This is a genomic window from Neisseria sp. P0009.S008, from assembly GCF_051958615.1.
Taxonomy (GTDB): Bacteria; Pseudomonadota; Gammaproteobacteria; order Burkholderiales; family Neisseriaceae; genus Neisseria; species Neisseria subflava.
This window is the reverse complement of sequence record NZ_JBQCVG010000009.1, coordinates 1-26,593: the sequence shown is the minus strand read 5'-3', so window position 1 is coordinate 26,593 and position 26,593 is coordinate 1. Positions and strand designations below refer to the sequence as shown.

22 protein-coding genes and 1 pseudogene are annotated in these 26,593 nt (G+C 49.0%); 14 read left to right on the top strand and 9 right to left on the bottom strand.

Translation table 11 applies throughout. The annotated features are described in order from the left end of the window. Positions 1-54 precede the first annotated feature (54 nt). Positions 55-1,005: a D-2-hydroxyacid dehydrogenase gene (locus ACTHSQ_RS08500; RefSeq protein WP_440371816.1), complete on the top strand. Its 951-nt coding sequence runs from the start codon at positions 55-57 to the stop codon at positions 1,003-1,005. Positions 1,006-1,200: 195 nt separating this feature from the next. Here ACTHSQ_RS08500 and gnd read toward each other — a convergent pair whose 3' ends face one another. Continuing rightward, positions 1,201-2,649 carry a decarboxylating NADP(+)-dependent phosphogluconate dehydrogenase gene (gene gnd, locus ACTHSQ_RS08495; protein WP_440371815.1) on the bottom strand — a complete coding sequence of 483 codons (1,449 nt, stop codon included), beginning with the start codon at positions 2,647-2,649 and terminating at the stop codon, positions 1,201-1,203. Positions 2,650-3,132: 483 nt separating this feature from the next. On the opposite strand from gnd, the gene ggt reads away from it, so the two are divergent. Continuing rightward, positions 3,133-4,902, top strand: a complete 1,770-nt coding sequence (ggt, locus tag ACTHSQ_RS08490; protein WP_440371814.1) for a gamma-glutamyltransferase — start codon at positions 3,133-3,135, stop codon at positions 4,900-4,902. A 236-nt stretch (positions 4,903-5,138) separates the two neighbouring features. Here ggt and lpxC read toward each other — a convergent pair whose 3' ends face one another. After that, entirely contained in the window at positions 5,139-6,053 is a 915-nt protein-coding gene (lpxC, locus tag ACTHSQ_RS08485) for a UDP-3-O-acyl-N-acetylglucosamine deacetylase (protein WP_440371813.1), read from the bottom strand. A gap of 648 nt (positions 6,054-6,701) precedes the next feature. Here lpxC and gap point away from each other — a divergent pair. After that, on the top strand, positions 6,702-7,706 hold the full coding sequence (gene gap, locus ACTHSQ_RS08480; RefSeq protein WP_107723920.1) for a type I glyceraldehyde-3-phosphate dehydrogenase: 1,005 nt from the start codon (positions 6,702-6,704) through the stop codon (positions 7,704-7,706). Positions 7,707-7,801: 95 nt separating this feature from the next. Here the strand turns inward: gap and tsaA are convergent, their stop codons facing one another. Then, on the bottom strand, positions 7,802-8,476 hold the full coding sequence (gene tsaA / locus ACTHSQ_RS08475; RefSeq protein ID WP_003686562.1) for a tRNA (N6-threonylcarbamoyladenosine(37)-N6)-methyltransferase TrmO: 675 nt from the start codon (positions 8,474-8,476) through the stop codon (positions 7,802-7,804). A gap of 170 nt (positions 8,477-8,646) precedes the next feature. Between tsaA and ACTHSQ_RS08470 the strand changes: the two genes are divergently transcribed. The 5 genes from ACTHSQ_RS08470 (at position 8,647) to ACTHSQ_RS08450 (ending at position 12,847) form a co-directional block, all read left to right on the top strand. Then, positions 8,647-9,282, top strand: a complete 636-nt coding sequence (locus ACTHSQ_RS08470; protein ID WP_440371812.1) for a nicotinamidase — start codon at positions 8,647-8,649, stop codon at positions 9,280-9,282. Between the two features lie 46 nt (positions 9,283-9,328). Beyond that, the gene (gene waaC / locus ACTHSQ_RS08465) at positions 9,329-10,297 is read left to right on the top strand and encodes a lipopolysaccharide heptosyltransferase I (protein ID WP_440371811.1); all 969 of its coding nucleotides are present in this window, start codon (positions 9,329-9,331) and stop codon (positions 10,295-10,297) included. 184 nt (positions 10,298-10,481) lie between these two features. Further along, complete coding sequence (locus ACTHSQ_RS08460) at positions 10,482-11,231, top strand: electron transfer flavoprotein subunit beta/FixA family protein (RefSeq protein WP_440371810.1); 750 nt, start codon at positions 10,482-10,484, stop codon at positions 11,229-11,231. 10 nt (positions 11,232-11,241) lie between these two features. Further along, positions 11,242-12,174 carry an electron transfer flavoprotein subunit alpha/FixB family protein gene (locus tag ACTHSQ_RS08455; protein WP_440371809.1) on the top strand — a complete coding sequence of 311 codons (933 nt, stop codon included), beginning with the start codon at positions 11,242-11,244 and terminating at the stop codon, positions 12,172-12,174. 61 nt (positions 12,175-12,235) lie between these two features. Beyond that, the gene (locus ACTHSQ_RS08450; protein ID WP_440371808.1) at positions 12,236-12,847 is read left to right on the top strand and encodes an IMPACT family protein; all 612 of its coding nucleotides are present in this window, start codon (positions 12,236-12,238) and stop codon (positions 12,845-12,847) included. Between the two features lie 54 nt (positions 12,848-12,901). Here the strand turns inward: ACTHSQ_RS08450 and ACTHSQ_RS08445 are convergent, their stop codons facing one another. Further along, positions 12,902-13,213 (bottom strand): DUF4298 domain-containing protein, encoded by a 312-nt coding sequence (locus ACTHSQ_RS08445; RefSeq protein ID WP_003686705.1) that lies wholly within the window; start codon positions 13,211-13,213, stop codon positions 12,902-12,904. 139 nt (positions 13,214-13,352) lie between these two features. On the opposite strand from ACTHSQ_RS08445, the gene purD reads away from it, so the two are divergent. Both purD and ACTHSQ_RS08435 read left to right on the top strand, forming a co-directional pair. Then, a complete protein-coding gene (gene purD / locus ACTHSQ_RS08440; protein WP_003686582.1) occupies positions 13,353-14,624 on the top strand; it encodes a phosphoribosylamine--glycine ligase in 1,272 nt (423 codons plus the stop codon). Positions 14,625-14,696: 72 nt separating this feature from the next. Then, on the top strand, positions 14,697-15,266 hold the full coding sequence (locus ACTHSQ_RS08435; RefSeq protein WP_295863220.1) for an L-threonylcarbamoyladenylate synthase: 570 nt from the start codon (positions 14,697-14,699) through the stop codon (positions 15,264-15,266). A 385-nt stretch (positions 15,267-15,651) separates the two neighbouring features. On the opposite strand, the gene ACTHSQ_RS08430 is transcribed toward ACTHSQ_RS08435, so the two are convergent. Then, the gene (locus ACTHSQ_RS08430) at positions 15,652-16,092 is read right to left on the bottom strand and encodes a surface-adhesin E family protein (protein ID WP_440371807.1); all 441 of its coding nucleotides are present in this window, start codon (positions 16,090-16,092) and stop codon (positions 15,652-15,654) included. A gap of 210 nt (positions 16,093-16,302) precedes the next feature. On the opposite strand from ACTHSQ_RS08430, the gene purB reads away from it, so the two are divergent. Beyond that, the gene (purB, locus tag ACTHSQ_RS08425; RefSeq protein ID WP_049329319.1) at positions 16,303-17,673 is read left to right on the top strand and encodes an adenylosuccinate lyase; all 1,371 of its coding nucleotides are present in this window, start codon (positions 16,303-16,305) and stop codon (positions 17,671-17,673) included. Positions 17,674-17,803: 130 nt separating this feature from the next. On the opposite strand, the gene msrAB is transcribed toward purB, so the two are convergent. Continuing rightward, on the bottom strand, positions 17,804-19,372 hold the full coding sequence (gene msrAB / locus ACTHSQ_RS08420; protein WP_440371806.1) for a bifunctional peptide-methionine (S)-S-oxide reductase MsrA/peptide-methionine (R)-S-oxide reductase MsrB: 1,569 nt from the start codon (positions 19,370-19,372) through the stop codon (positions 17,804-17,806). A gap of 145 nt (positions 19,373-19,517) precedes the next feature. Here msrAB and ftsY point away from each other — a divergent pair, with 145 nt between their 5' ends. Further along, positions 19,518-21,050 carry a signal recognition particle-docking protein FtsY gene (gene ftsY, locus ACTHSQ_RS08415; RefSeq protein ID WP_440371805.1) on the top strand — a complete coding sequence of 511 codons (1,533 nt, stop codon included), beginning with the start codon at positions 19,518-19,520 and terminating at the stop codon, positions 21,048-21,050. A 174-nt stretch (positions 21,051-21,224) separates the two neighbouring features. On the opposite strand, the gene ACTHSQ_RS08410 is transcribed toward ftsY, so the two are convergent. The 3 genes from ACTHSQ_RS08410 to ACTHSQ_RS08400 form a co-directional block, all read right to left on the bottom strand. After that, a complete protein-coding gene (locus ACTHSQ_RS08410) occupies positions 21,225-22,451 on the bottom strand; it encodes an MFS transporter (protein WP_440371804.1) in 1,227 nt (408 codons plus the stop codon). Between the two features lie 116 nt (positions 22,452-22,567). Then, positions 22,568-22,966 (bottom strand): extensin, encoded by a 399-nt coding sequence (locus tag ACTHSQ_RS08405; RefSeq protein ID WP_308905199.1) that lies wholly within the window; start codon positions 22,964-22,966, stop codon positions 22,568-22,570. Between the two features lie 330 nt (positions 22,967-23,296). Beyond that, a complete protein-coding gene (locus ACTHSQ_RS08400; RefSeq protein WP_440371803.1) occupies positions 23,297-25,342 on the bottom strand; it encodes a TonB-dependent receptor in 2,046 nt (681 codons plus the stop codon). Positions 25,343-25,744: 402 nt separating this feature from the next. Between ACTHSQ_RS08400 and ACTHSQ_RS08395 the strand changes: the two genes are divergently transcribed. Then, a complete protein-coding gene (locus ACTHSQ_RS08395; RefSeq protein ID WP_440371802.1) occupies positions 25,745-26,377 on the top strand; it encodes a TetR/AcrR family transcriptional regulator in 633 nt (210 codons plus the stop codon). A gap of 98 nt (positions 26,378-26,475) precedes the next feature. After that, positions 26,476-26,593: pseudogene (locus tag ACTHSQ_RS08390) on the top strand (IS5/IS1182 family transposase); the annotation flags it as partial.

Here is a 26,593-nt window from a genome sequence, read left to right as displayed (position 1 = left end):
CTTTATTCTGATTTAGATTTTATAAATCGATATTTTATTTTTGATAGGAATTTTATGAACCCGCTCCATATTGTCGTCCTCGACCGCGATACCCTCGTCAACCGCCCGTTTGATTTCGATTTTCCACATACATTGAGCAGCTACGGCACAACCGAAGCGCACGAAACGCTGGAGCGCATCCGCGGCGCAGACATTGTGATTACCAATAAAGTCGTGATTTCCGCCCAAGCATTTGCCAAAAATCCACAACTCAAGCTGGTTGCCGTTACGGCGACAGGCGTCAACAATGTGGACGTTGAGGCTGCCAAACAAAACGGTACGGCAGTGTGCAATATCCGCGCTTACGGCAATGAATCCGTGGCGGAACACGCGTTTATGATGATGATTACCCTGATGCGCAACCTGCCTGCCTATCAGCGCGACGTTGCGGCAGGCTTGTGGGAAAACTCGCCGTTTTTCTGCCACCTCGGCGCTCCTATGCGCGATTTAAACGGTAAAACTCTGGCGATTTTCGGTCGCGGCAACATCGGACAGACACTGGCAACTTATGCACAGGCGTTCAAAATGAAGGTCTTGTTCGTCGAACACAAACACGCCGAAACCGTCCGCGACGGCTACGTTTCCTTTGACGAAGCCGTCCGCACTGCCGACGCGCTGTCGCTGCATTGCCCGCTCACGCCGGAAACGGCAAACATGATAGGCGAAGCCGAGTTGCAACAGATGAAGCCCGGCGCCATCCTCATTAACTGTGGGCGCGGCGGCTTGGTCGATGAAGCCGCTTTGGTTGCGGCGTTGAAATACGGCCAAATCGGCGGTGCAGGTTTTGACGTGTTGACACAAGAGCCGCCGCGCTACGGCAATCCTCTGCTGAAAGCCCGACTGCCCAACCTCATCGTCACGCCTCACATTGCATGGGCAAGCCAAGAGGCCGCCAACCGCCTATTTGACATCCTTTTGGACAACATCAACCGCTTCGTGGCCGGCAATCCGCAAAATCTGGTTTAATCTATGGAAAACCTGTTGATAAGGTTGTGAACAATTTTAAAGGCAGTCTGAACTATTCAGACGGTCTTTATTAATCCTTATTTATTTCATAAAGTTACCTATAAAATAGGTTAAATTGTTTCATTCTTCATTGTGGATAACCCTATAAAAAGGCCGCCTGAAATACTCAGACGGCCTTTTGTTTGCCCGGGCAAATTAAATATCGTATGTCGTTGAAGCGGTATCGCCGCCCTTGCCTGTCCAGTTGGTATGGAAGAACTCGCCGCGCGGTTTGTCGGTACGCTCGTAAGTGTGCGCACCGAAGTAGTCGCGTTGTGCTTGCAGCAGGTTGGCTGGCAGACGCTCGTAAGTGTAGCCGTCAAGGAAGGTAATGGCGGAAGCCATGCAAGGCATCGGAATACCGCACTCGATCGCTTTGGCGACCACTTTACGCCATGCAGGCAGACAGGTTTCCAATACGCCTTTGAAATAAGGATCGGAACCCAAGAAGACCAAATCAGGATTGGCTTCGTATGCGTCGCGGATGTTGCCCAAGAACGCGCTGCGGATGATGCAGCCTTCGCGCCACAAGAGGGCGGTATTGCCGTAATTCAATGCCCAATCGTTGTTTTCGCTGGCTTCGCGGATCAGCATAAAGCCTTGTGCATAAGAAATGATTTTGGATGCCAATAGGGCTTGACGCAAAGCATCCACCCATGCGGCTTTGTCGCCTTCAATCGGGGTAATGGTTTTGCCAAACAGGCTGTTTGCTTGGACGCGTTGGTCTTTAAACGCGGACACGCAACGTGCAAATACGGCTTCGGAAATCAGGGTCAACGGAATACCCAAATCGAGGGCATTGATGCCAGTCCATTTGCCTGTACCTTTTTGACCTGCGGTATCGAGGATTTTTTCGACCAAAGGTTCGCCGTTTTTATCTCTGTAACCCAAAATCGCGGCGGTAATTTCGACCAGATAAGAATCCAGTTCGGTTTTGTTCCACTCGTTGAAGATTTGGTGCATTTCATCATAAGACAGGCCCAAACCATCTTTCATAAATTGGTACGCTTCACAAATCAACTGCATGTCGCCGTATTCGATGCCGTTGTGTACCATTTTGACGAAGTGGCCCGCGCCGTCTCGGCCGACCCAGTCGCAGCAAGGCTCGCCTTGAGGTGTTTTGGCGGAGATGGCTTGGAAGATGGGTTTGACGGCAGGCCATGCGGCTTCGTCGCCGCCGGGCATGATGGACGGACCGTGACGCGCGCCTTCTTCGCCGCCGGAAACGCCCGCGCCGATAAAGCGGATGCCTTTTGCCGCCAGCTCGTGGGTGCGGCGGGTGGAATCGGGATAGTTGGCGTTGCCGCCGTCAATAATAATGTCGCCTTGTTCCAAAAGCGGGACAAGTTGCTCGATAAAGTCGTCAACGACAGAACCTGCGCGTACCATCATCATGATTTTGCGCGGTTTTTCTAATTTATCAACCAAATCTTGCAGTGAATATGCGCCGATAATATTGGTATTTTTGGCTGCGCCGTTGAGAAAATCGTCTACTTTAGCGGTGGTCCGGTTGTACGCCACGACTTTGAAACCGCGATCGTTCATATTCAAAATCAAATTTTGACCCATAACGGCCAAGCCGATGACGCCGATATCGCCTTTCATTGATGGAAGCTCCATTATTAATTTAATTTATCAGCCGTAACTCTAGCTGATTTACAACTTTTTAACAATCCTTAACTTTTTAATTTTTTGAAAAGATGCCTTTACGTTTCAGACGGCCTTTTCCTTTGGGAAAACAAACTATAAATTAGATTTTAAATAATAAATAGAAGATGATATTGAGTGGTGCCCCAGCTTGTTGATAACTTTGATTACAAAAGATTTTCAAATACTTAGCTGATATTTTTTGATGAGGATAAAGTATGGTCGGCCTTGTTTGCAGATATGGATAAATTTTTCCTGCTGCTTCGTTCTGTGGGTAACTTTTTGCCTGTGCACAATCTTAGCTTGTTTTATACTTTCTTTAATCGGAACTAATTGACTAGAGAAATAGTCAAATGGTTTTTTATTTCAATCTATTTTCATATTTCCTTTTATTTAAGCTGGGAAAAGGCCGTCTGAAAATATTTCAATAAGGGTGTGCATATGAAGTTTTCCTTTAGTATTAACCTGTTATCCGTTTTAATTTTGGCCGCTTGTGCGCAACAGCCGGTTCAAAAGCCTCAAGTTGCCCTGCCCTCCGTATCTGTGGATAACCATGCGCCGGAACAAGGGACGGGGCTGACGGAGCAGAAATTGATCCGCGCCAAACATTTTATGGCGGCGTCTGCCAATCCGTTGGCGACCGAAGCGGGTTACGAGATTTTGAAACGCGGCGGTAGCGCGATAGATGCGATGATTGCCATGCAGACAACTTTGGGATTGGTTGAGCCGCAATCTTCCGGATTGGGCGGCGGCGCGTTTTTAGTGTATTGGGATAATAAGGCGAAAAAGCTGACGACGTTTGATGCCCGTGAAACAGCGCCGAAAGCGGCAACACCGGAACTTTTCTTGGATGAAAACGGCAAACCGATGGGCTTTATGAAAGCGGTGGTCGGCGGCCGTTCGGTCGGTGTGCCGGGGATTCCGAAGCTGCTGGAAGATGTCCATAAGCGTTACGGCAAATTGCCGTGGGCAAGTTTGTTTGAGAAACCGATTACTTTGGCGGAACAAGGTTTTGCCGTTTCTCCGCGTATGGCGAAATCCATCGAGCAGAATCTGGAACCCTTGCAACGTTATCCGCAAACCGCCGCCTATTTCCTGCCTGACGGTAAGCCTTTGGCAGCGGGAACGGTGTTGAAAAACCCTGAATTTGCGCGTTCCGTACGCCTGTTGGCGGAAAAAGGCAGTGCGCCGTTTTATCAGGGAATGCAGGCGCAGAATATTGTCCGTGCCGTTACCGGTGCTGTGGATAATCCCGGCAAAATCAGTATGGCGGATTTGAAAAACTATCAAGTTATCGAGCGTCAACCGGTTTGTGCGCCGTATCGTGAATATGAAGTTTGCGGCATGGGCGCGCCAAGTTCCGGCGCAATCGCTTTGGGGCAGATTTTGGGCGTATTGCAAAATCAGGATATGAAGGCGTTGGGTGCGGAAAATATCCACAGTTGGCGCTGGATAGGCGATGCGTCGCGGATTGCTTTTGCCGACCGCGATTATTATGTCGGCGATCCCAAGTTTGTGAACGTTCCGACCCGCGCCATGATTTCTCAGGCTTATTTGAAACCACGTGCCGAAGAAATCCGCAAAGCTGACAAGGCGTTGGAAACTATTCAGGCAGGCAAGTTCGGCAAGGAATACGCGCAAGGCATGGCGGTCGAGCTACCGTCCACCAGCCATTTGGTGGTTGTGGATAAAGACGGCAACGTTGTATCGATGACGACTTCGATTGAAAATGCGTTCGGTTCGGGGCTGATGGCAAACGGCTATCTGCTCAACAATGAATTGACCGATTTTGCTTTCAACCCTGTCGGAGAAGACGGTAAAACGGTGGCAAACAGCGTTGCCGGTGGAAAACGTCCGCGTTCTTCGATGGCGCCGACCATTGTGATGAAAGACGGAAAACCTTATATGGCGGTCGGTTCGCCGGGCGGCAGCCGCATTATCGGTTTCGTTGCCAAAACGCTGGTGGCGCATATCGACTGGGGCATGGATATTCAGGCGGCAATCTCTCTGCCGAATATGCTCAATCGTGGCAGTCAGTATGAAATCGAGGAAAAAACCGCAGCGGCAGACAAAGCGGCAGCCTTGGAAAAATTGGGCTACAAAGTCCAAATCCGCGATTTGAATTCCGGCGTACAAGGGATTTTAATCGGCAAAGACGGTTTGCTCGGTGGCGCCGACCCACGCCGTGAAGGCAAAGTTATGGGCGATTGATTTTATCGGTTTTACATGCAAAGGCCGTCTGAAACCTAGTTGTTCAGACGGCCTTTTAGTTTGGGAAAATATATGGATAAGATGTGTATAAGAATGGAGTTAAATTTTAATATTTTTATTTTTCAATAAGATAAAATAGATGAATATGTGGATAATTATTTGTGGAAAACGACATAATTTAGGCCGTCTGAAAGGTTCAGACGGCCTTTGCATTGAACTGCGTTATCTATTTTCTATCAGGCTGCCGGCAGCTCGTGGAAAGCGGTGGGTAAGTCTTCGTCATCGGCAAACTCAACCCATTCGTAAGCGGTTTCATCTGCCAAAACGGCACGCAACAGCGCATTATTGATGGCATGACCTGATTTGTAACCTTCAAATGCGCCGATAATCGGATGGCCGACAATGTACAAATCGCCAATTGCATCAAGAATTTTGTGGCGGACAAATTCATCGGGATAGCGCAAACCTTCCGGATTCAAAACATCCATGTCGTCAATCACGATGGCATTGTTCAAATTGCCGCCCAGTCCGAGATTGTGGGCGCGCATCATTTCCACTTCGTGCATAAAGCCGAAGGTACGGGCGCGGGCAATCTCATCGATATAGGATTTTCCTGCAAAATCAATCTCGAAAGTAGGTGCGCTGCGGTTGAATACGGGGTGGTCAAATTCGATGGTTAAATTAACTTTAAAGCCGTCATAAGGCGTAAAGCGCACCCATTTTCCGGTTTCTTTGATTTCAACGGGTTTGAGGATTCTCAAAAAACGTTTTTGGGCTTTTTGATCGACCACGCCTGCATCTTGTAAAAGGTAAATAAATGGCAGGCTGGAACCGTCCATAATCGGAATTTCAGGCGCGTTCAATTCAATCAAGGTATTGTCGATGCCATAGGCAGACAGAGCCGACATAATGTGTTCAATCGTACCGATGCGCACGCCTTTATCGGTAACGATGGTTGAAGAGAGGCGGGTATCGTTAATCAAATAAGGATTCAATTTGATTACTTCGCCCATTTCTCCACTTAAATCAGTACGGCGGAACGAAATACCGCTGTTTTCTTCGGCAGGATGCAAAGTCAGAGCGACCCTTTCGCCCGAATGCAGGCCAACGCCGGTAACGCTTACTGATTTGGCTAAAGTCCGTTGCAGCATAATTGCTTCCTTTTAAAAAGTCTGATGGGCAAATGATACGTTAAAAAGGAAAAAACAAGCCATCATTTTTAATAGTATTTGCCAATATGGATGTTTTGCAGGGGTGAAATTCAAAATTTTAATTATCCACAATAGCATGTGAAATTGAAGTGGGTAATTTGGGTTTTATCCACAGATTAATAGGAAAAATAAGATTCTATCCTTTTTATTCCGACATTCAGTTGGGGTCGGCCTCAAAGATAAAAAGTAACTACCAAATTGGTTTTAAAGAAAGTTATTCCGTTATCCACAGATAGTTTGGTTCTTCATCAAAATCATCATTTTAAAAATTGAAATATTATGATTTGAAGAAAACACTGAATGATCAACACAAAAATGGCAAAATATGGAGAAATAGAACTAAGTTTATGATTTCCATAAACTTATGAAACTTTTAAGATTGAAAAATAGTTTTATGAAATAAAATATCAAAATGTAGGACTTATTCGATTTGCCTGATATTTTACTACAGACGAGAATTTCATGTTTTCTTTATTTAAATCAAACAACTTAAAAGTAATCATCTGCAATCCTAGAAAGTAATTTTATTTCAGGATACAATGGCCTTACTGAAAAATTTTTCCCATTCCATCTAATAGGAGTAGCAAAATGAGTATTAAAGTAGCGATTAATGGTTTTGGCCGCATCGGTCGTCTGGCATTGCGTCAAATTGAAAAAGCCCAAGGTATCGAAGTCGTTGCTGTTAACGACTTGACTCCTGCCGATATGCTGCTGCACCTCTTTAAATACGACAGTACTCAAGGCCGCTTTGAAGGCTCTGCCGAATTGAAAGATGATGCGATTGTTGTTAACGGCAAAGAAATCAAAGTATTTGCCAATCCTAATCCTGAAGAATTGCCTTGGGGCGAGCTGGGTGTGGACGTTGTCCTCGAATGTACCGGTTTCTTTACCAATAAAACTAAAGCTGAGGCCCATATCCGTGCCGGTGCGCGCAAAGTTGTGATTTCTGCCCCTGGCGGCAATGATGTGAAAACAGTTGTATACGGCGTAAACCAAGATATTTTGGACGGCAGCGAAACCGTTATTTCAGCCGCTTCTTGTACGACTAACTGTTTGGCTCCTATGGCTGCGGTATTGCAAAAAGAGTTCGGCATTGTTGAAGGCCTGATGACCACCATTCACGCTTATACCGGCGACCAAAACACCCTTGACGCGCCACACCGTAAAGGCGACTTCCGCCGCGCCCGTGCCGCTGCATTGAATATCGTACCGAATAGCACCGGTGCCGCTAAAGCCATCGGCTTGGTTATCCCTGAGTTGAACGGCAAACTTGATGGCTCTGCCCAACGTGTTCCCGTAGCCACCGGCTCTTTGACCGAACTGGTTTCTATTCTCGAACGCCCTGTTACCAAAGAAGAAATCAATGCGGCCATGAAAGCCGCCGCTAGCGAGTCTTACGGCTACACTGAAGATCAAATCGTTTCTTCCGACGTCATCGGTATTGAATACGGCTCACTCTTCGATGCGACTCAAACCCGCGTGATGACAGTTGGCGACAAACAATTGGTGAAAACTGTTGCTTGGTACGACAATGAAATGTCTTACACTTGCCAATTGGTTCGCACCTTGGAATTCTTTGCCAGCAAAATCTAAAAAATAACGGGCTGAATCAATCAGTCTGTGGATAATTAAAAGGCCGTCTGAACATTTCAGACGGCCTTTTGTGTGTAGAGAGATTTAATTTGCAATCAGATTGTGGATAGTTTAATCACTGTGGCACATTTGTTTTCTATCCTAAACTGCACTTCATAATCCGCAATATTCATCACATAAATTCGTTCAGGAATATCTTGATAGGCAGGGCGAGGATCTTGGGCAATGCTTTGCTCAATGAGATGCTTTTCTTCTGTGGATAAATGGTTCGCAAGCGTACTTTCTGCCCAGACTACGTTCAATTCTTCAGGTTTGCCGCTGACAAAACCTGATGATGCGTCAGGTTTGGATTCGATAAAGGGGATGTAGGGTTTGATATCCACTACCGGAGTACCGTCCAATAGGTCTGCACCGCTGCAATAGATGCGGACAGGTTTGCCTGTTTCGATGCGTTCGAGTTTCAGCAGGGATAAACCGAGATGATTGGGGCGGTGCGGGCTGCGCGTAGCAAATACGCCCATTTTTTGTTTGCCTCCGAGCCGTGGCGGACGCACCATTTGCGCCCAACCTTCATCCAATACGCCGTGGAAAATAAAACTTATCCACACATAGTCGAAATCTTCCAAGCCCCGAACGCTGTCTGCGGTAAATTCAGGAGTGAGTTCAATGCAAATTTCTGCCGCAGGAACCAAACCGGGTTGGCGGGCAATGCCGAATTTTTGTTTGTAGGGGGAATGAACGGTTGCAATAGGCGTAATCGAATAGGACATAATTTGTGGATAAATATTCTGTGCAAACTCTCATCATATCACAGATGTTTTCCCACATTTTGCGGTAGTAATTTGTTATAATGCAAAGCATTTATTCCAAATGTCGGTACATTGGTAATAAATGTTCAATTTAAATAATATAAAATAAAATCAATAGGTTAAATTAATTCATGATTGTTTCTATCGATGTAGATGCACAAAAAACGTTTACGCCTTTGTGCCCGAAAGAATTGCCTGTTGCCGAAGGTCATCTGATTGCGGATGAACTTAATGCCCAAGCTGCATTGGCGGATTTACGCGTGATGACGAAAGATGCGCATCATGCCGCGGCAAAATGGCTTGTGGATAATCCTGTTGATATGTTGAAACCGACGGGTTTACCCGATGCGGATTTGACTTGGGTGTCGCATGCGATGGTTGGAACATATGGCTATGAATTGTTGGATGGCCTGCCTTCAGCCAAAGAATACGATTATTGCGTTTGGAAAGGCGTCGATCCTGAGTTACACCCCTACGGCGCATGTTTTCACGATATTGAAGAAAAGCTCAGTACAGGTTTGATCGAATGGTTGCGCTGTCAAAATACAGATACAGTCATTGTCGGCGGTTTGGCAACGGATTATTGTGTGAAGACAACGGTTTTACAGTTGCTTAAAGGCGGGGCTTGGAAAGTCATCGTCAATCAGGCGGCTTGTCGCGGCATTGCTCCGGAAACGGTAGAATCTGCATGGCAGGAAATGCATTCTGCCGGGGCTATTATTTTAGAAAACGCCGAAGAAATAAAAAAATACATTAATAATCAATAAATTATATTTAAAATTCCGTTGTTTCACGTGAAACATTTTTCAAAATATGAAGATTTTACTTGTCCGCTTGTCTAGTATGGGCGATTTAATTCATACGTTGCCCGCAGTTGAAGATTTGGCGCGACAATGTCCTGAGGTAGAACTGTATTGGCTGTGTGAGGCAGGGTTTGCAGATATTGCCTGCTTGCATCCTTTTGTTAAAAAAGTTCATGTAATGAAATGGCGGCAATGGCGCAAATACCTTTTTCAGGCTGAAACGTGGCGTGAAATAGGCCGTCTGAAAACGGATTTACAGGCTGAATCTTTTGATTTTGTTTTAGATAGCCAAGGACTGATTAAAAGCGCATGCTTTGCCAAAATGGCAAAATCCCCTATTTACGGTTTGGATAAATACAGCGCGCGTGAAAGTTTGGCTGCCCTTGCATACAGTAAAACATTTGCCGTACCGAAAGGCAAAAATGCGGTTTGGCGAAACCGTGAATTATTTGCCCAAGTATTTGGTTATACAATGCCTGAGACGCAGGTATTTGGTTTGTCGGTTCCTGAATCAGGCCGTCTGAAAAATTTGCAATTCCCTTATTACGTTGCTTTGCATGCAACCAGTCGCGACAGTAAATTATGGCCGGTAGAACACTGGCGTGCATTATTGAAAAAGTTGAATGAAGAACAACAATGCAATGTATATCTGCCGTGGGGAAATGAAACCGAAAAAATGCGTGCCGAACAGATTGCAAGCAATTTACCGTTTGCTTCGGTTTGCGACAAAATGAATTTATTACAGGCTGCATTTTTATTGAAAAACGCAGAGGGTATTATTGGCGTAGATACCGGATTGCTGCATCTTGCCAATGCGTTAGAAAAGCCTGTTGTAGGAATTTATACAGACACAGATCCGGCCAAGACCGGCGTTCAAGTTTCGGCTTATGCAAAAAATTTAGGCGGTATTGCTCAAATTCCCAATGTTGACGAGGTTTATCAAACCTTGATGGATTGTGTTGCAGCATATAGTAAATAATTGCTGGAGAGTTGGATTTATTTTCTGAGTAAATGCTTTAGAAATGATATAATTCCGCTCTATTTGCCAAGATTTATACAAATTTGGTTTTATCATGTTGGTGAAAACCGAATTGGATTTTATATAAAGAATGTATCAAAAGCAGTATGCTTGATTTGATGGACATTCTTTTTAGGAGAATTGAATGAAAGCACTGGTCGCAGTAAAGCGCGTAGTGGACTACAACGTCAAAGTTCGTGTGAAAACCGATGGTTCCGATGTGGACATCGGTAATGTCAAAATGTCGATGAACCCGTTTGATGAAATTGCGGTAGAAGAAGCTGTCCGTTTGAAAGAATCCGGAAAAGTAAGCGAGATTGTTGCTGTTTCTCTTGGCGAGAAAAAATGCGAAGAGACGTTGCGTACTGCTTTGGCGATGGGTGCCGACCGTGCGGTTCATGTTGAGACTGATGCGAAGTTGGAGCCTTTGGCCGTTGCGAAATTGCTGAAAGCTGTTGCGGATAAAGAAAATCCGCAAATTTTACTGCTGGGTAAACAGGCAATTGACGATGATGCCAATCAAGTTGCCCAAATGTTGGCTGCGTTATTAAATGCGGCTCAAGGTACTTTTGCATCAAAAGTGCAAATTGAAGGCGAAGAGGCATTGGTAACCCGTGAAATTGATGGTGGCGAAGAGACTGTTGCGTTGAAGCTGCCTGCGGTCATCAGTGCGGATTTGCGTTTGAACGAACCACGCTTTGTCAAACTTCCTAATATCATGGTGGCAAAGAAAAAGCCTTTGGAAAAATTAAGTTCTGCCGATTTGGCTGTGGATATTTCTCCGCGTTTGAATACCGTAAAATTTGCCGAGCCTAAAGCACGTCAAGCCGGTGTGAAAGTGGCTGATGTTGCCGAGTTGGTTGAAAAGTTAAAAAACGAAGCCAAAGTGATCTAAGGAGTATGAAATGAGTGTATTGATTATTGCGGAACATAATAACCAACATTTGAATCCTGCCACTTTGCATGCGGTAACGGCTGCCGCCAAATTGGGTAATGTAGATTTATTAGTTGCCGGCAGCAATGCTGCTGCGGTGGTTGAAGAGGCGAAACAGGTTGCGGGTGTAGCGAAAGTTTTGGTAGCCGATGCGCCCTATTACGCTGAAGGTTTGGCAGAAGAATTAGCGCCTTTGGTTGTTAAACTGGCTGCGGATTACCGCTATGTGGCTGCGACTGCAACTGCGTTTGGTAAAAATTTGTTGCCCCGAGTAGCTGCTCTGTTGGATGTGCCGCAAGTTTCTGATTTAACCGAAGTTGTGGATAACTCGACATTTGTCCGTCCGATTTATGCCGGTAATGCATTTGAAACTGTTCAATCCAATTCTGAAAAATTGGTGCTGACTTTCCGTGCAACCGTATTTGATGCTGCCGGACAAGGCGGTAATGCAGAAGTGGTCAATGTTGAGGCAACGCCTGCTCAAAACCTGAGCCGTTTTGTAAGCCGTCAACTTTCCCAGTCTGACCGCCCTGAATTGACTCAGGCAAAAGTAATTGTTTCCGGTGGCCGTGCATTGGGCAGTGCTGAAAAATTCAATGAAGTGTTGACTCCATTGGCAGATGTTTTGGGTGCCGCGATTGGTGCTTCCCGTGCGGCAGTGGATGCCGAGTATGCGCCAAACGATGCCCAAGTTGGACAAACCGGTAAAGTGGTTGCGCCTCAACTGTACTTTGCTATCGGTATTTCTGGAGCTATCCAACACGTTGCCGGTATGCAGGACAGCAAAGTGATTGTTGCCATCAACAAAGATGCCGATGCTCCGATTTTCAATGTGGCAGATTACGGCTTGGTTGGTGATTTGTTTGAAGTTGTGCCTCAACTGACTGAAGCACTGAAAAACTAATGTTTCACGTGAAACGTTCAGACGGCCTTTGTTATATAAGGCCGTCTGAAAATATTTTGGCATGATTACGACCTATAAAACCATTACCACACCGACACAGGCTGAATTTAAAGATAAAGGCAGCCGCTTCATCGCATACGCCTATCCGATACGAACGTTGGCCGATGTGAAGAAGTATCTCGACCCATTAAAGGAAGAGCATCACAAGGCAAGACATTGGTGCTACGCCTATCGACTGGGTGTGGATGGAATGCAGTTTCGCGCAAACGATGATGGAGAACCGTCCGGGAGCGCAGGCCGCCCTATTTTGGGACAGATTGATTCTGTCGGTATAACGGATGTGTTGGTTGTGGTTGTGCGCTATTTTGGCGGTACGCTATTGGGTGTTCCCGGTCTGATTCATGCTTATAAGGAATCAACAGCTCAGGCATTGGCGATAGCTGAAGTTGTTGAAAAGAATGTCGAAAAGACAGTTTGGTTGAAGTGTGAATATCCTGTTTTGAATGAGGCTATACGGATTGCCAAACAATATCAGGCCGATATTGTGGAACAGGATTTACAGCTGGATTGTAAGTTGACAGTGAAAATAGCGTTGGCCGATTACGAAGCTTGTATTGCTGCTTGGAAAAATACACGCCAAATTGAAGTAAATACTGAGAAGCCGTTTGAATAAAAGGTCGTCTGAATATATTTGAGAAATCAAAAGTTTCAGACGGCCTTTGATGTTTTAGCCTTGGTATCTGTCTAAAGCATTTACGCTTGAGCGCAGATGTTCCCAAGCCAGTTGATGAAATTCCCCCAGTGCGTTCCATAGGGCATCTTCGCTCATAATGCTGTATTCGCCCTGTGTGCGCAAATCAACATCTGCCACTTCTTCAATGGCTTGATGGCATGCTTGGTATTCGTTGGTATAGAAGTCATCCATGTCTTGCATGAGGCTTGCAGCATGTTTCCAGCGGGCGATATCTGCTTCCAGTTGCGGCAGTAATTCGCACCATTCGCGGTATTTGCTTTGAATTTCGTCAATACGTTTTTGCATGATTTTCCTTTAGTTATTTGAAATTAGAGTATGGTTGTCTTGGTGCGATATTATTCTTAATTTGAAACAGCTAGGCAAGATGGAACAATATTCCATCGATTGAATTTTATTTACAACATCTATTCTTCAAGGAGATGGTATGAAATTGCTCGTTATTGGTAATGGTGGACGTGAACACGCACTGGCTTGGAAATTGGCGCAGTCGTCTAAAGTAGAAACTGTCTTTGTTGCACCTGGTAATGCCGGAACGGCAATTGAGCCTAAACTGCAGAATGTAGCGTTGACGGCGCATCAAGATTTGATTGATTTTTGCCGTAATGAAAATATTGCCTTTACCGTAGTCGGCCCTGAAGCTCCTTTGGCGGCGGGCGTGGTGAATGACTTCCGTGCTGCCGGATTGAAGATTTTTGGCCCGACTCAATACGCGGCTCAGCTGGAGAGTTCAAAAGATTTTGCTAAAGCATTTATGGCAAAATATAAGATTCCAACCGCACAATACCAAACCTTTGAAAATGCCGATGCGGCACATGATTACGTCAACCAAAAAGGTGCGCCGATTGTAATTAAAGCGGATGGTTTGGCTGCCGGTAAGGGCGTGATTGTCGCCATGACTTTGGATGAAGCTCATGCTGCTATCGACGATATGTTGTTGGGCAACAAAATGGGTAATGCAGGCGCGCGAGTCGTAATTGAAGATTTCCTGCAAGGCGAGGAAGCGAGCTTTATCGTTATGGTGGACGGCAATCATGTTTTGCCGATGGCAACCAGTCAAGACCATAAACGCCTGTTGGATGACGACAAAGGCCCTAATACCGGCGGTATGGGCGCATACAGCCCTGCTCCAGTGGTAACGCCTGATGTTTACGAGCGCGCGATGAATGAAATTATTTTGCCGACTGTGGCCGGTATGAAAGCAGAAGGTCATGAATTTACAGGCTTTTTATACGCAGGCTTGATGATTGATAAAACCGGTGCGCCTTATACCATCGAATTTAACTGCCGTTTCGGCGACCCTGAAACCCAGCCGATTATGAGCCGTTTGGATAGTGATTTGGTGGATCTGGTTGAGGCGGCAATCGACGGCAAACTGGATAGTGTTACCGCTGAATGGAATCCGCAGACTGCAGTAGGCGTGGTGTTGGCCGCACAAAATTATCCTGACTCTCCGAAAAAAGGCGATGTGATCTTCGGCTTGGATAAGGCCAATCAAATCGGTAAAGTTTTCCATGCAGGTACTGCGACGAATGAAAAAGGCGAAGTGGTAACCAACGGCGGCCGTGTATTGTGTGTAGTCGGTTTGGGCGATGATGTTGCACAAGCTAAAAGCAAGGCTTATGAGGCATTGGAAACAATCCGTTTTGACGGTATGCAATACCGTAAAGACATTGCCGATAAAGCCATCAACCGTTAATAATGAATAGAAACAGGCCGTCTGAACACAGATTGTCCGACAATCTCAGTTTCAGACGGCCTTGGTATTATAATGATGTTCCCCAGAATTTTATCGGCTGCAGCCCAACGCAGGCTGCAGGCGCATCTTAAAAAAGGCGGTTTGGTCGCCTATCCTACCGAGTCTTGCTATGGCTTGGGCTGCGTCCCAACTTTGGCCAAAGCACTCAATCAACTGATCCATCTGAAAAAACGACCGCAACACAAAGGCATGATTGTCATTGGCCATAGCTTGGAACAGTTGCAACCTTTACTGCAAAGGCCGTCTGAAAATATACAAACCATGCTGCATGAAGCATGGCCGGCTCCGAAAACTTTCTTATTGCCGGTCGGAAAAAAAGTATTACCCTCATTGCGTGGGAAAGGACGCAGTAAATTGGCTGTCAGGGTTCCTGCGCACGCAGGTGCAAGACGTTTGTGTCAGGTTTTGGAAATGCCTTTAGTCTCTACTTCATGCAATCGTGCAGGCAAACGGGCGTGCAAAACAGAAAGGGAAGTCAGGAGACAGTTTGGTAGGAAAGTTTGGGTTGTAGGCGGATTGATAGGTAAGCAGAAAACGCCTAGCCAGATTATTGACGGAGAAACAGGGGCAAGACTGCGTTAAAGAAGGGCTGTATCGTCAAAGGAAAGGTATTTATTTGGAGAAGCAAATTTTTTCCAAAAGATTGGGATACCTGTGTGAAAATTATTTAGCGCAGATTCAGTTTGATGCATAGCAGTCTGTAAATACAGCCCGATTAAGCAGATAGTAAGTCAGTAAATAGGGTAGAAAGCAGTATTTTGTGAAATGCTCTTGCAAAGAATGAAGCAAATTTTGAGCGTAAATGAATTGCTGTAATAAATTATTTTTGAATAAACAAATTTTGTGGATAAATTTGAAGATAAATTTCCATCAAAACATAAAAAGGCCGTCTGAAACTTGATATTCAAAGCATTCAGACGGCCTTTTAAATATTTAAACTGTGGATAACTTTGTGAATAAGTGTGGATTAAAGCTTATGTCCGCACACCGTTTCGTATTGTTTTTCAGTAATCGTGCCGCTCATGACGCTCATTGGGCGGATGCTGGTCGGCGTATAGCTTTGGTTGGAAATCACCCGGCCGTGTTCGTCCATCAGTTGCAGCGCTGCCAGGCGATAGGTTTTGTTTGAGCAATGAATTTCCCAGCTGCCGATAGCTGTTTTATAGGCCGGCGTATTGACGAAACGTTCCTCTTTCAGTTTGGAAACGGTTTTTTTATCGCGGAAAGTAACCAGTGCGCCATTTCTTTTAATGCTGCTTCTATCAATGGCCACTTTGATATTGCCTTCAGAGATGGTGCCGATATTGGTCCAGCTGCCGCCGCCGCTTGAAGTAGTTGTTGTTTCACAGGCACTCAACATCAAAGCCGTAAATACGGTTGCAGTTAGGGAAAAACGTTTGATATTCATAAAACCTCATTATTTACAGAAAGTCAGCCGATATTATCCGTGAAGATGGCATATATCGTAAATCGATTTTGCAAAGTTGAACCTCTGAAAAGAATTTTATGAAAAATACGCTGAAAAGGCCGTCTGAAACCTGTCTTTCAGACGGCCTTGGAGTGTAAAATCATGTATAATTGCAAACAATTTGGTTTTCATCCCATAGGAAGATCCGACATGATTAACCCTATCGCTGCACTTTCCCCGTTAGATGGCCGCTACGCCAAATCCGTTGAAGCATTGCGTCCGATTTTCTCCGAATACGGCCTGATGCGTGCGCGTGTCAAAGTTGAATTAAACTGGCTCAAAGCCCTTGCCGCCGAGCCTAAGATTGTAGAAGTTCCTGCTTTCAGCGATTTTACGCTTGCCGAAATCGACAAAGTGATCGAAAACTTCTCACTTGAAGATGCCGCCGCCGTCAAAGCCATTGAGGCGACCACCAATCACGACGTCAAAGCCATCGAATATTGGCTTAAAGAGCGCTTCTCCGGCGTGCCTGAAGTGGCTGCTGCCAGCGAGTTCATCCACTTTGCCTGCACCAGCGAAGACATCAACAACCTGTCCCACGCTTTAATGCTGCAAGAAGCGCGTGAGGCTGTTTTGCTGCCGAAACTGGCCGAAATCATCGAGAAGTTGACCGGCATGGCGCATGAGTTGGCTGCCGTCCCTATGATGAGCCGCACGCATGGTCAGCCTGCTACGCCAAGCACACTGGGTAAAGAAATCGCCAATGTCGTGTACCGCCTGCAACGTCAGTTTAAAAACCTGCAAGCGCAAGAGTTCCTCGGCAAAATCAATGGCGCAGTCGGCAACTACAACGCCCATATGGTCGCTTATCCCGATGTGGATTGGGAAACTCATTGCCGCAACTTCGTTGAAATCAGCCTCGGCCTGACCTTCAACCCCTACACCATTCAAATCGAGCCGCACGACTATATGGCGGAATTCTTCCAAGCCATCAGCCGTGTCAACACGATTCTGATCGACTTCAACCGCGATGTTTGGGGCTACATTTCTTTGGGTTACTTCAAACAAAAAGTCAAAGCAGGCGAAGTCGGCTCTTCCACCATGCCGCACAAAGTCAATCCGATCGACTTTGAAAACTCCGAAGGCAACCTCGGTATGGCCAATGCCGTATTGGGCTTTTTGTCCGAAAAACTGCCGATTTCCCGTTGGCAGCGTGATCTGACCGACAGCACCGTATTGCGCAATATGGGCGTAGGCGTGGGCTATACCGTATTGGGCTTTGCCGCCCATCTGCGCGGTCTGAACAAGCTTGAGCCGAATCCTGCCGCCCTTGCTGCCGATTTGGACGCTACTTGGGAGCTGCTGGCCGAGCCGATTCAAACCGTAATGCGTCGTTACGGCGTGGCCAATCCTTACGAAAAGCTGAAAGACCTGACACGCGGTAAAGACGGCATTACGCCTGAAGTGTTGAAACTCTTTATCGAATCGTTGGAAATTCCGGCAGAAGCCAAAGCCAAATTGCTTGAGTTGACCCCTGCGTTGTATGTGGGTAAAGCCGAAGAGTTGGCAAAACGAATTTAAAAGGTTTTTGCAGGGCGCACTTTCTTAGTTATTGAGATTTTTTGATAGATAAGAAACCAACCCTTTGCATCCGACAAATTAAAAAGGCCGTCTGAAATCTTTTTCAGACGGCCTTTTTTGATTCAATCCGTTATTTCACTTTGCCTTTCAATGCGCCGTAGCCTGCCGCGTCCATTTGTTCCAGCGGGATGAATTTCAGGCTCGCGCCGTTGATGCAATAGCGCAGGCCGCCTTTGTCTTTCGGGCCGTCGGGGAAAACGTGTCCCAAGTGTGAGTCGGCGGCATGGCTGCGCACTTCGGTGCGGCGCATGTTGTAGCTGAAATCGTCGTGTTCGGTAACAGCAGAGGCGTTAATCGGGTGAGTGAAGCTCGGCCAGCCGCAGCCGGAATCGAATTTGTCGGCGGAGCTGAACAGGGGTTCGCCGCTGACGACGTCCACATAAATGCCGGGTTTGAACAGATGGTCGTATTCGTGGCTGAAGGCGTATTCGGTCGCGCTTTTTTGGGTCACTTGGTATTGCTCTTCGGTCAGGATGCGTTTGAGTTCGGCATCACTGGGTTTTTTATACGTTGCCGCGTCGAAGCCTTTGCCTTGCGGGGCGGCTTTGGTTTTGCCCGGCAGCGGTTCGTCGGCTTTGCGGATGTCAATGTGGCAATAGCCGTTGGGGTTTTTAATCAGGTAGTCCTGATGGTATTCCTCGGCATCGTAGAAGTTTTTCAGCGGCTCGTTTTCGACGACAAGGGGCTGTTTGTATTTTTGCTGCTCGCGTTTGAGGGCGGCGGCGATGACAGCTTTTTCGGCGGGGTCGGTGTAGTATACGCCGCTGCGGTATTGCGTGCCGGTGTCGTTGCCTTGTTTGTTGAGGCTGGTCGGGTCAACGACGCGGAAGAAATATTGCAGGATGTCGTCTAGGCTGAGTTTGTCGGCATCGTAGGTGACTTTGACGGTTTCGGCATGGCCTGTATCGCGGTAGGAAACGTCTTCGTAGCTTGGGTTTTCCGTTTTGCCGTTGGCATAGCCGGATACTGCGTCAACCACGCCGTCTATGCGTTGGAAATAGGCTTCCAAGCCCCAGAAGCAGCCGCCGGCAAGATAGATGGTGCGCGTATTCATGATTGCTGAATCCTTTTTCTGTGTGTCGGGTTTGTAGAACGAGTTTTTCAGACGGCCTAAATCGGCATTGGGATCGCGGATTAAAGCCAATGCCTGCGCTTCGTTGATGCTGCCTTTGACAATGCGCTGCACGTCGCCGTCTTTACCGATTAACGCCCAAGAAGGGTAAACGCTGATATTCAGGCTTTGGGCGATGGTGCCGCTGTTGTCGGTAACGACGGGCAGCTTAGGATAGTTCAAACCGGCATACCATTTTTGGAAGTCGCCGTCTTTTTTCTCGTGCAGAAAACCGGGCGAGGCAACGGTAATCAGGTTGGCAGAACCGAATTGTGCATCCTGCGCCCATTTTTCGGTTTGTCCCAATTCGGACAAACACAAAGGACACCAACTTGCCCAAAATTTAATCAGGGTGGGTTTGTCTTTTTTCAGGAAAACACTGGCAGGGCGGTTGTCAGGGGTTTTCAACGAGGACAATGCCTGTGGTATGGTTGCGGCTTCGGTATCCATCATTTTGGATGAGCAGGCGCCAAGCGCAAGCAGGCAGCCGAACTTGGTGCAAAGTGAAAATAATGTGCGGGGATTCATCTCTATGTTTCCTGTATAGATGGTTTGTATCATTAGACGTTGAAGATGCCAAAACCTTACAGCCTGGATTTTCAGACGACCTTGCCACGTAAAATACGCTACAATACTCCCTATTTCAAGTTTCTAAAATTAAAAGGAAAATTTAATGTTCAGCTTCTTCCGTCGCAAGAAAAAACAGGAAACTCCGGCTCCTGAGGAGGCTCAAGTTCAGGAAACCGCAGCAAAAGTAGAATCTGAAGTTGCTCAAATAGTTGAAAATATTAAAGAAGATTCCGAATCTTTAGCAGAAAACGTCAAAGGGCATGTTGAATCAGTTGTTGAATCGGCTGTTGAAACCGTTAGCGAAACTGTCGAGCAGGTTCGGGAAGCTTTGACCGAAACGCCGTCTGAAACAGTCGAAAAAATAGAAGAACACGTTGAAGCGGCAAAAGAAGCGGCTGTTGAAACCGCCAGCAAGGCTGTTGAACAGGTTCAAGAAACCGTCGCCGAGATGCCGTCTGAAGTAGCTGAGGCTGCTGAAGAAATGGCAGAACAGACTGAAGCGGTCAAAGAAGCAGCTGTTGAAACCGTCAGCGAGGCTGTTGAACAGGTTCAAGAAACCGTTGCCGAGATGCCGTCTGAAGCGGCTGAAGCTGCTGAGGATGTAGCAGAACAAGCCGAAGCGGTCAAAGAAGAAGCTGTTGAGGCAGTTAGCGAAGCTGTCGAGCAAGTTCAAGAAGCCGTTGCGGAAACACCGGCTGAAGCCCCTGCTCCGGTAGAAGAACACAAGCTCAGTTGGGCTGCGCGTTTGAAACAAGGCTTGACCAAATCACGCGACAAAATGGCAAAATCGTTGGCCGGCGTGTTCGGTGGCGGACAAATCGACGAGGATTTGTACGAAGAGCTGGAAACTGTGCTGATTACTAGCGATATGGGCATGGAAGCCACCGAATACTTGATGAAAGATGTGCGCGACCGTGTCAGCCTCAAAGGTCTCAAAGACGGCAACGAATTGCGCGGTGCGCTGAAAGATGCGCTGTACGACTTGATTAAGCCTCTGGAAAAACCTTTAGTCTTGCCGGAAACCAAGGAGCCTTTCGTGATTATGCTTGCCGGTATCAACGGCGCGGGTAAAACCACGTCTATCGGCAAATTGGCCAAATATTTCCAAGCTCAGGGCAAATCTGTGTTGCTGGCGGCAGGTGATACTTTCCGTGCTGCCGCGCGTGAGCAGCTTCAAGCTTGGGGCGAGCGCAACAATGTGACCGTAATTTCGCAAACTACGGGCGATTCCGCAGCCGTTTGCTTCGATGCCGTCCAAGCCGCGAAAGCGCGCGGAATCGACATTGTGCTGGCCGATACAGCCGGCCGTCTGCCGACGCAGCTTCATTTGATGGAAGAAATCAAAAAAGTGAAGCGCGTGTTGCAAAAAGCCATGCCTGATGCGCCACATGAAATCATCGTCGTACTTGATGCCAACATCGGTCAAAACGCCGTCAACCAAGTGAAATCCTTTGACGAAGCGTTGGGTCTGACCGGCCTTATCGTCACCAAACTCGACGGTACGGCCAAAGGCGGTATCCTTGCCGCCCTTGCCTCCGACCGCCCTGTTCCTGTCCGCTACATCGGCGTAGGCGAAGGCATCGACGATTTGCGTCCGTTTAATGCCAAAGCGTTTGTAGATGCCCTATTGGATTAAACAGACAGGCTGAGGCTTGTAAACGCAGTTTGCGGGGGGTTTCTGAGCCGTATTTTGCAAAGATCTCGCCTTGCAAGAAGCGGGCGTGGAAATCATAGCGCAGGAGTAGCAGCAAATAACGGAAGGCCGTCTGAAAACCCGAAATAGGGTTTTCAGACGGCCTTTCTTTGAGTCTTACGGCTCGTCTGAATCAAACAGGCCTCGGCACGCATACAGCAGCCCGCCCACCAATACGGCCAGACCCACCGCCGCCCAATACGCATCGGCATAGCCGACCGCCTTTGCCAGCCGCAGGGCGGAGAAACCGGCTGCGTAACTGCCGAGCAGGACGACGGAAAATTGCAGGCTGCTGTCGAGTGCGGCGGTGGCGCGGTCGGATTTGTCCATCACCAACGCCAGTATTACCGGCAGTAGCAGCGTGTAGCTCAGGCTCAGGGCGATGATTTGCGCGGGCGGCAGCCAAGGATGGACGCGGGCAAGCGTGTCGATGGCGGTCATGGACGCCAAAAGCGGCAGTTGCAGCGCGTAGAGCAGGAACACGAGTTTGCGGCGCGGATAATTGCGCGAAAACCAGCCCGATAGCGGCGTCACAATCAGGCAGGCAACAGGAATACCCACCGCCAGAATCCCGCCCGTCTGTTTCGGGGTGAAGCCCAAATCCGCCAGCTTGGGCACAAAAGTCGCCGCCGCAAACGCATACGGCGCGGCAACGGCAAACAGCAAAACCAGCCACCGCCAGCCCGTTTCAGGCTGCCGCCAAAAGGAGACCAGCCGCGCCGCCAACGCCGTCAAACCGCCTTGCGCCGTCGGACTTTCCGGCTCGTGGTAGCACAAGAGTTGCAGCAACATCAGCAGGCTGAACGCCAGCATAAAGCCCGCCGCCGCCGTCTGCCCGTATTCCTGATATAGCCACAATACCAGCGTGCCGCCTATCATCTTGCCGCCGCGCGCCGCCATCGTCTGGATCACACCGCCGAAACCGCGTTCGCGGTGCGGCAAGACGATGCATGACAAGCCCAGCATCGCGCAGCCGTACACCGCCGACATGGCCGAGAGCAAAACGCAGCAGGCCAGAAGCAGCGGGAAATTCCGTGTCATGTCGGTGCAGGCCATCAGCCCGAACACCGCCGAAAGCCCCAGCGTCGCCGCCAGCAGCCAGCCGCGAAACCGTCCGAACCGCCCCGCCGGCCGCCGCTCCATCAGCGCGGCAAACAACACCTTCGCCGCTTCGATACCGCCGATTAAATGTATCCAGCTCAGTTGGTTCAGGCTGTAACCGTGGTTTTTCAAAATAGTGATCAGCGCGACCAGATAAAAACCGGTCAGCGTGAATTTGTAGGTGCTGCCGCCGATAAGCAGCAGCCAGTCGCGCGGGGCGGGGGATGCGGGGGTTTGCGGCATGGGTTGGTTTTCCTTGGGGCGGAGCGTGTGAAGGTAAAGGCCGTCTGAAAATAAAAAAATCAAGCGTGTGCAGCCGATTTGCGGCCGGAAAACCGCTATCGGTGTTTGCAGTCTTTTCAGACGGCCTTTAACGCTTCTTCCGCCCGCAGCAGGGCGGTTTGCTCGTCGGCTTCGACGATGTAGTTCACGCCCAGCGCGGGGGCGAGTTTGGACGATTGTTCGCGGAAGAACGCCAGTTGCGCCGCGTCGGGTTCGATGAGGAGCATGGCGGCGCAGCGTTCGGCGAGTTGCGGCCGGTGTGCCTTTATCCATTCGATGTAGGTTTTGCGGTCTGCAATGCGCTGTTCGTCGCTCACCTGCCGCCGCATGGGGGTGCAGACGGTGGCGAAGCGGCGGTTTTGGTCTAACAGGGTTTTGAATTCGGACAGCCAGTCGGCGAAGTCGGCGACGTGGGTCAGGTCGGTCAGGTAGATGGTGCCTTCGGGCAGGGTTTTGGCGGGGGTGAAGTAGTGCATGGGGTTCCTTTGGGTGTTTTGGGGAAGCAGGGTAGGTCAATAGTTGGGCATTTATGCTTGGCTTTTTATTAGACTTCTTGTGCCGTCATTCCCGCGCAGGCGGGAATCCAGAATGGAGACTCAAGGGCACTTCTTTATCCGATAAGTTTCTGTGCGGATAGGTCTGGATTCCCGCCTGCGCGGGGGTAGCGAAGCGGACTTGCGTAAGCTAATGACGATAATCGGTTGTTACGATCGTTTCAGACGACCTTCGTTATTCCAGTAACTGTAGGTAGGGCATTGATGCCCGATCTACGTTTTTTCAGACGACCTCCATCATTTCAGCACCGCCTAAAACTTCCATTCCGCGCTCACGCCTACGCTTCTGGGACGTTGGTAGAGTGCGTCTTGGCGGTCGGCGCTGGAAATGAATATGGGTCGGCGGCGGTTGAACACGTTGTCGGCGTAGAGCGAGATGCGGCCTTGTTTGAAGTTGTAGGCGGTGTAGAGGTTGACTTGGTTGTATGCGCCGATTTTGCCTGATTCGGCATTGTCGGCGGCGGAGTAGTAGCCGCCGTAGAAGCGCACGTCGCCGCCGGCTTCCCAGCCTTTGTCGTTCAGGTATTTCACGCCGATGTTGGCGGTGTATTTGGGCGCGCGGCCGAGTTTGTTGCCTTCGATGCCGCTGTCGGGATAGCTTTTGATTTTGGTGTTGAGCAGCCCCAGTCCGGTGGTGAGTTTCAGGCTGTCGGTCGCCTGCCAGTCGGCGGCGAGTTCCGCGCCGTAGGTGTGGACTTTTTTGGCGTTGCGGATGACGACGGAGTTTGTGCCGAGATAGAAGGGGAGCTGCATGTCACGGTAGTGGTTCAGGAACAGGTTGCTGGAGAGTTGCAGGCGGCGGTCTGCGCTACGCCAGCGGGTGTACCACTCGTAGTTGTTCACATATTCGGGTTCATAGGTGTAGGTTACGACGGGGCGGCCGAAGGTGATGCCCGCGCCGCCGGGATTGTAGCCGCGCGCGGCTTTGATGCCGCTGACCCATTGGTCGGTGGGTTTGAAGGCGATGTCGATTTTGGGCAGGAAGACGGTCTGGCCTTTGTCTAAATCGAGGTGCAGCGCGCCGCTGCCGCCGCTTCGTTTGTGCGTTTCTTTTTCAATGCGGGCGGCGGCTGTGATGTCCCATTTTTCGCTGGGGCTGTATGTGGTTTCGGCAAACAGGGCGCGTACGTTGTTGCGGTCGTCAAAGGTGTTGCGGCCGCCGACGCTGCGGATGTCCACCCATTCGTCTTGTTTGCTGCGGAAGTAGTGCAGTCCGGCAAGGCCTTTCAGACGACCTTTGTTTGAAAAATGCAATACCGGTTCCCATTGCAGTTCGCTGCCTTTGAGTTCGGCGGGAACGCCTTGCGGGCTGACGGTCATCGGCAGGTGCAGCCGCTCGTTGTGGTAGCGGCCGTAAACCAGTTTGTTTTCCAGTTTTAGATAGTCGTTAAGCTGCCACGATACGTCCCAGATGCCCGATGTCGAGCCGGTTACGAACACGGGCTTTTCTTTTAAAAAACGGCGGCTGGCGGTGTTGCCCATGATTTCGTTTTGCGGCGCGCGCGAACGGATGTGGTTCAGCGTCAGGCGGCTGTAAAAATCGGGATGGTTTTCGGGCGTAAGCAGGAGTTTGAAGCGCACGTTGGTGTTTTCCACGCGGCGCGGGTTGCCGGTCGGCTCGTAGGACACGAACGGCTCGTAACTTTCGCGCTGCTGCCGCTCCGCACTCAGGCGGAAGGCAAGGTTGTTTTTCACAATCGGGCCGGACACTACGCCGGCGATGTTGCGCGTTTTCTGGTTGCCCAAACCCAAGCGCAGCGCTCCTTCCCATTCGTCGGTCGGGTCTTTGGAACGCATCACCACCGCGCCCGCCACCGCGTTCTGCCCGCGCACATGGCTTTGCGGCCCGCGCAAGACTTCCACCTGCTGCATGTCCCACAGCGACTGCGTGCCGAAGGCGTATTCGTTGTAAGTGGCGGAGCGGCCGTCTATGGACAGGTTCAGGCGCGGCCGCGTGCCCGCGAAAAACGCCACTGCGCCGACAGCGGGACCGGAGCCGTCCACGCCGCGCACGGTCGGCAAATCGTTGCCGCTGCCCAAATCCACCGTGTTCACGGTCTGTTTGAGCAGGTCGGTGGCGGAAAGGTTGTGGCCGCTGCGGTCGATGTTCGGCGTGGTGAAAACGCGGTTGGATGTAGCGGTTTCAAAGCCGCTGCGGTTGGTGCGTTCGCCGGTTACGACGACTTCTTCTAACTGCACCTGTTCCGCATCTTGCGCCGCATCGGCGGCATAAATCCATTCGGAAGCAAAGGCAGCGGCAATCAATAGAGGCAGGCGGCGGAGGGTGGGTTTCTGCATTTCCTTATCCTTTCAGACGGCATACACCGGAGCGGATTGAACATCAGGCAATCCAACCGATCCGGCAGTATGCAAATATTTGTTGTTTACACATTTACATAAAACAAACTATTAATGTAAAGTATAAAAAACAAAAAACAGGAATGCAAGTGTTTATCATTTACTTTACTTGTTCCTTTTTATAGTGAACCATCTAAAAAACAATTCCCTCTCCCATTTGGTGGGAGAAGGTTGGTGAGGGCGATTCTGCGGCCTTTATGAATTTGGCCTGCTAAGCATCCGACAGCCCTCTGTCCGCAGGGCGGAGCGGAGGGATAAGGAAAGAGGTCGTCTGAAACGCCGCCGTATTGCTATTGCCGCCGTAGGGAAATATGATGAGTATCCGACTTGCGGATAACTTTAATGAAAACCCTTTATGAACAAAATCAAAAGCTTCCTACTGTCATGACCGCCAGCAAACAACAAACCATCGCCGACACCGCCCGCCGCCTGTTCCGCGAACACGGCTTTTCTGCCGTATCCGTAGGCGGCATCTGCGCCGAGGCCGCTGTTAGCCGCGTTACCTTTTACAAATATTACAGCGGCAAAAACGCGCTCTTGCAGGAAATCGTTACCGAACAGAAAAACCGCGTCCGCGCCGAATTCGAAAACCTGCTCGCACGGCAATGCAGCCTGCGCGAAGCCGCCGAAGCCGTGTTCGCCCTACAAAAACAATCGTTTGAAGAACTCTATTCCGCCGCCTTCCTGCGCGACATCGAAGAAAACACCGATTTGGAGCTGGAGCGGTTTTTCCATGAGTTGAACGAAGAAAAATACGCCTTTATGCGCGGCTTCTTCCACATCCTGCAACAACGCCGCCTGATTCAGCCCGATTTGCCGGTGGAACTCATCGACCTGTTCATCCGGCAGGCGGATATATTGATGCGCCATCCGCAACTGGCTGCGCTTTATGCCGCTGCGCCGCAAAAGCTGCCGCAGGATATATTGGGATTGCTGCTGCACGGTTTGGCGGGGGAAGAAGGAAGGAACGAGTGAGGAGATTGATTTTTTGGGGAAGATGAAAGGGATTTGCTGAATTTCTCATAAAACGTCGTCTGAAAACGAATTGTCGATTTTCAGACGACGTTTTAATCCTGTCTGAACTGCTGGAACTGATTAACCGCCAACTGACCGAAAAAAAACCTAAAAGTAGAGAAAGCATCCGCCGCCGTCATTGATGCCACCATTATTCAGACTGCCGGCAGCAAACAG

Excerpts from the sequence above, each read along its gene's own strand:
- ACTHSQ_RS08500 (WP_440371816.1), top strand. The coding sequence starts at position 55 with ATGAACCCGCTCCATATTGTCGTCCTCGACCGCGATACCCTCGTCAAC.
- gnd (WP_440371815.1), bottom strand. The coding sequence starts at position 2,649 with ATGAAAGGCGATATCGGCGTCATCGGCTTGGCCGTTATGGGTCAAAAT.
- ggt (WP_440371814.1), top strand. The coding sequence starts at position 3,133 with ATGAAGTTTTCCTTTAGTATTAACCTGTTATCCGTTTTAATTTTGGCC.
- lpxC (WP_440371813.1), bottom strand. The coding sequence starts at position 6,053 with ATGCTGCAACGGACTTTAGCCAAATCAGTAAGCGTTACCGGCGTTGGC.
- gap (WP_107723920.1), top strand. The coding sequence starts at position 6,702 with ATGAGTATTAAAGTAGCGATTAATGGTTTTGGCCGCATCGGTCGTCTG.
- tsaA (WP_003686562.1), bottom strand. The coding sequence starts at position 8,476 with ATGTCCTATTCGATTACGCCTATTGCAACCGTTCATTCCCCCTACAAA.
- ACTHSQ_RS08470 (WP_440371812.1), top strand. The coding sequence starts at position 8,647 with ATGATTGTTTCTATCGATGTAGATGCACAAAAAACGTTTACGCCTTTG.
- waaC (WP_440371811.1), top strand. The coding sequence starts at position 9,329 with ATGAAGATTTTACTTGTCCGCTTGTCTAGTATGGGCGATTTAATTCAT.
- ACTHSQ_RS08460 (WP_440371810.1), top strand. The coding sequence starts at position 10,482 with ATGAAAGCACTGGTCGCAGTAAAGCGCGTAGTGGACTACAACGTCAAA.
- ACTHSQ_RS08455 (WP_440371809.1), top strand. The coding sequence starts at position 11,242 with ATGAGTGTATTGATTATTGCGGAACATAATAACCAACATTTGAATCCT.
- ACTHSQ_RS08450 (WP_440371808.1), top strand. The coding sequence starts at position 12,236 with ATGATTACGACCTATAAAACCATTACCACACCGACACAGGCTGAATTT.
- ACTHSQ_RS08445 (WP_003686705.1), bottom strand. The coding sequence starts at position 13,213 with ATGCAAAAACGTATTGACGAAATTCAAAGCAAATACCGCGAATGGTGC.
- purD (WP_003686582.1), top strand. The coding sequence starts at position 13,353 with ATGAAATTGCTCGTTATTGGTAATGGTGGACGTGAACACGCACTGGCT.
- ACTHSQ_RS08435 (WP_295863220.1), top strand. The coding sequence starts at position 14,697 with ATGATGTTCCCCAGAATTTTATCGGCTGCAGCCCAACGCAGGCTGCAG.
- ACTHSQ_RS08430 (WP_440371807.1), bottom strand. The coding sequence starts at position 16,092 with ATGAATATCAAACGTTTTTCCCTAACTGCAACCGTATTTACGGCTTTG.
- purB (WP_049329319.1), top strand. The coding sequence starts at position 16,303 with ATGATTAACCCTATCGCTGCACTTTCCCCGTTAGATGGCCGCTACGCC.
- msrAB (WP_440371806.1), bottom strand. The coding sequence starts at position 19,372 with ATGAATCCCCGCACATTATTTTCACTTTGCACCAAGTTCGGCTGCCTG.
- ftsY (WP_440371805.1), top strand. The coding sequence starts at position 19,518 with ATGTTCAGCTTCTTCCGTCGCAAGAAAAAACAGGAAACTCCGGCTCCT.
- ACTHSQ_RS08410 (WP_440371804.1), bottom strand. The coding sequence starts at position 22,451 with ATGCCGCAAACCCCCGCATCCCCCGCCCCGCGCGACTGGCTGCTGCTT.
- ACTHSQ_RS08405 (WP_308905199.1), bottom strand. The coding sequence starts at position 22,966 with ATGCACTACTTCACCCCCGCCAAAACCCTGCCCGAAGGCACCATCTAC.
- ACTHSQ_RS08400 (WP_440371803.1), bottom strand. The coding sequence starts at position 25,342 with ATGCAGAAACCCACCCTCCGCCGCCTGCCTCTATTGATTGCCGCTGCC.
- ACTHSQ_RS08395 (WP_440371802.1), top strand. The coding sequence starts at position 25,745 with ATGAAAACCCTTTATGAACAAAATCAAAAGCTTCCTACTGTCATGACC.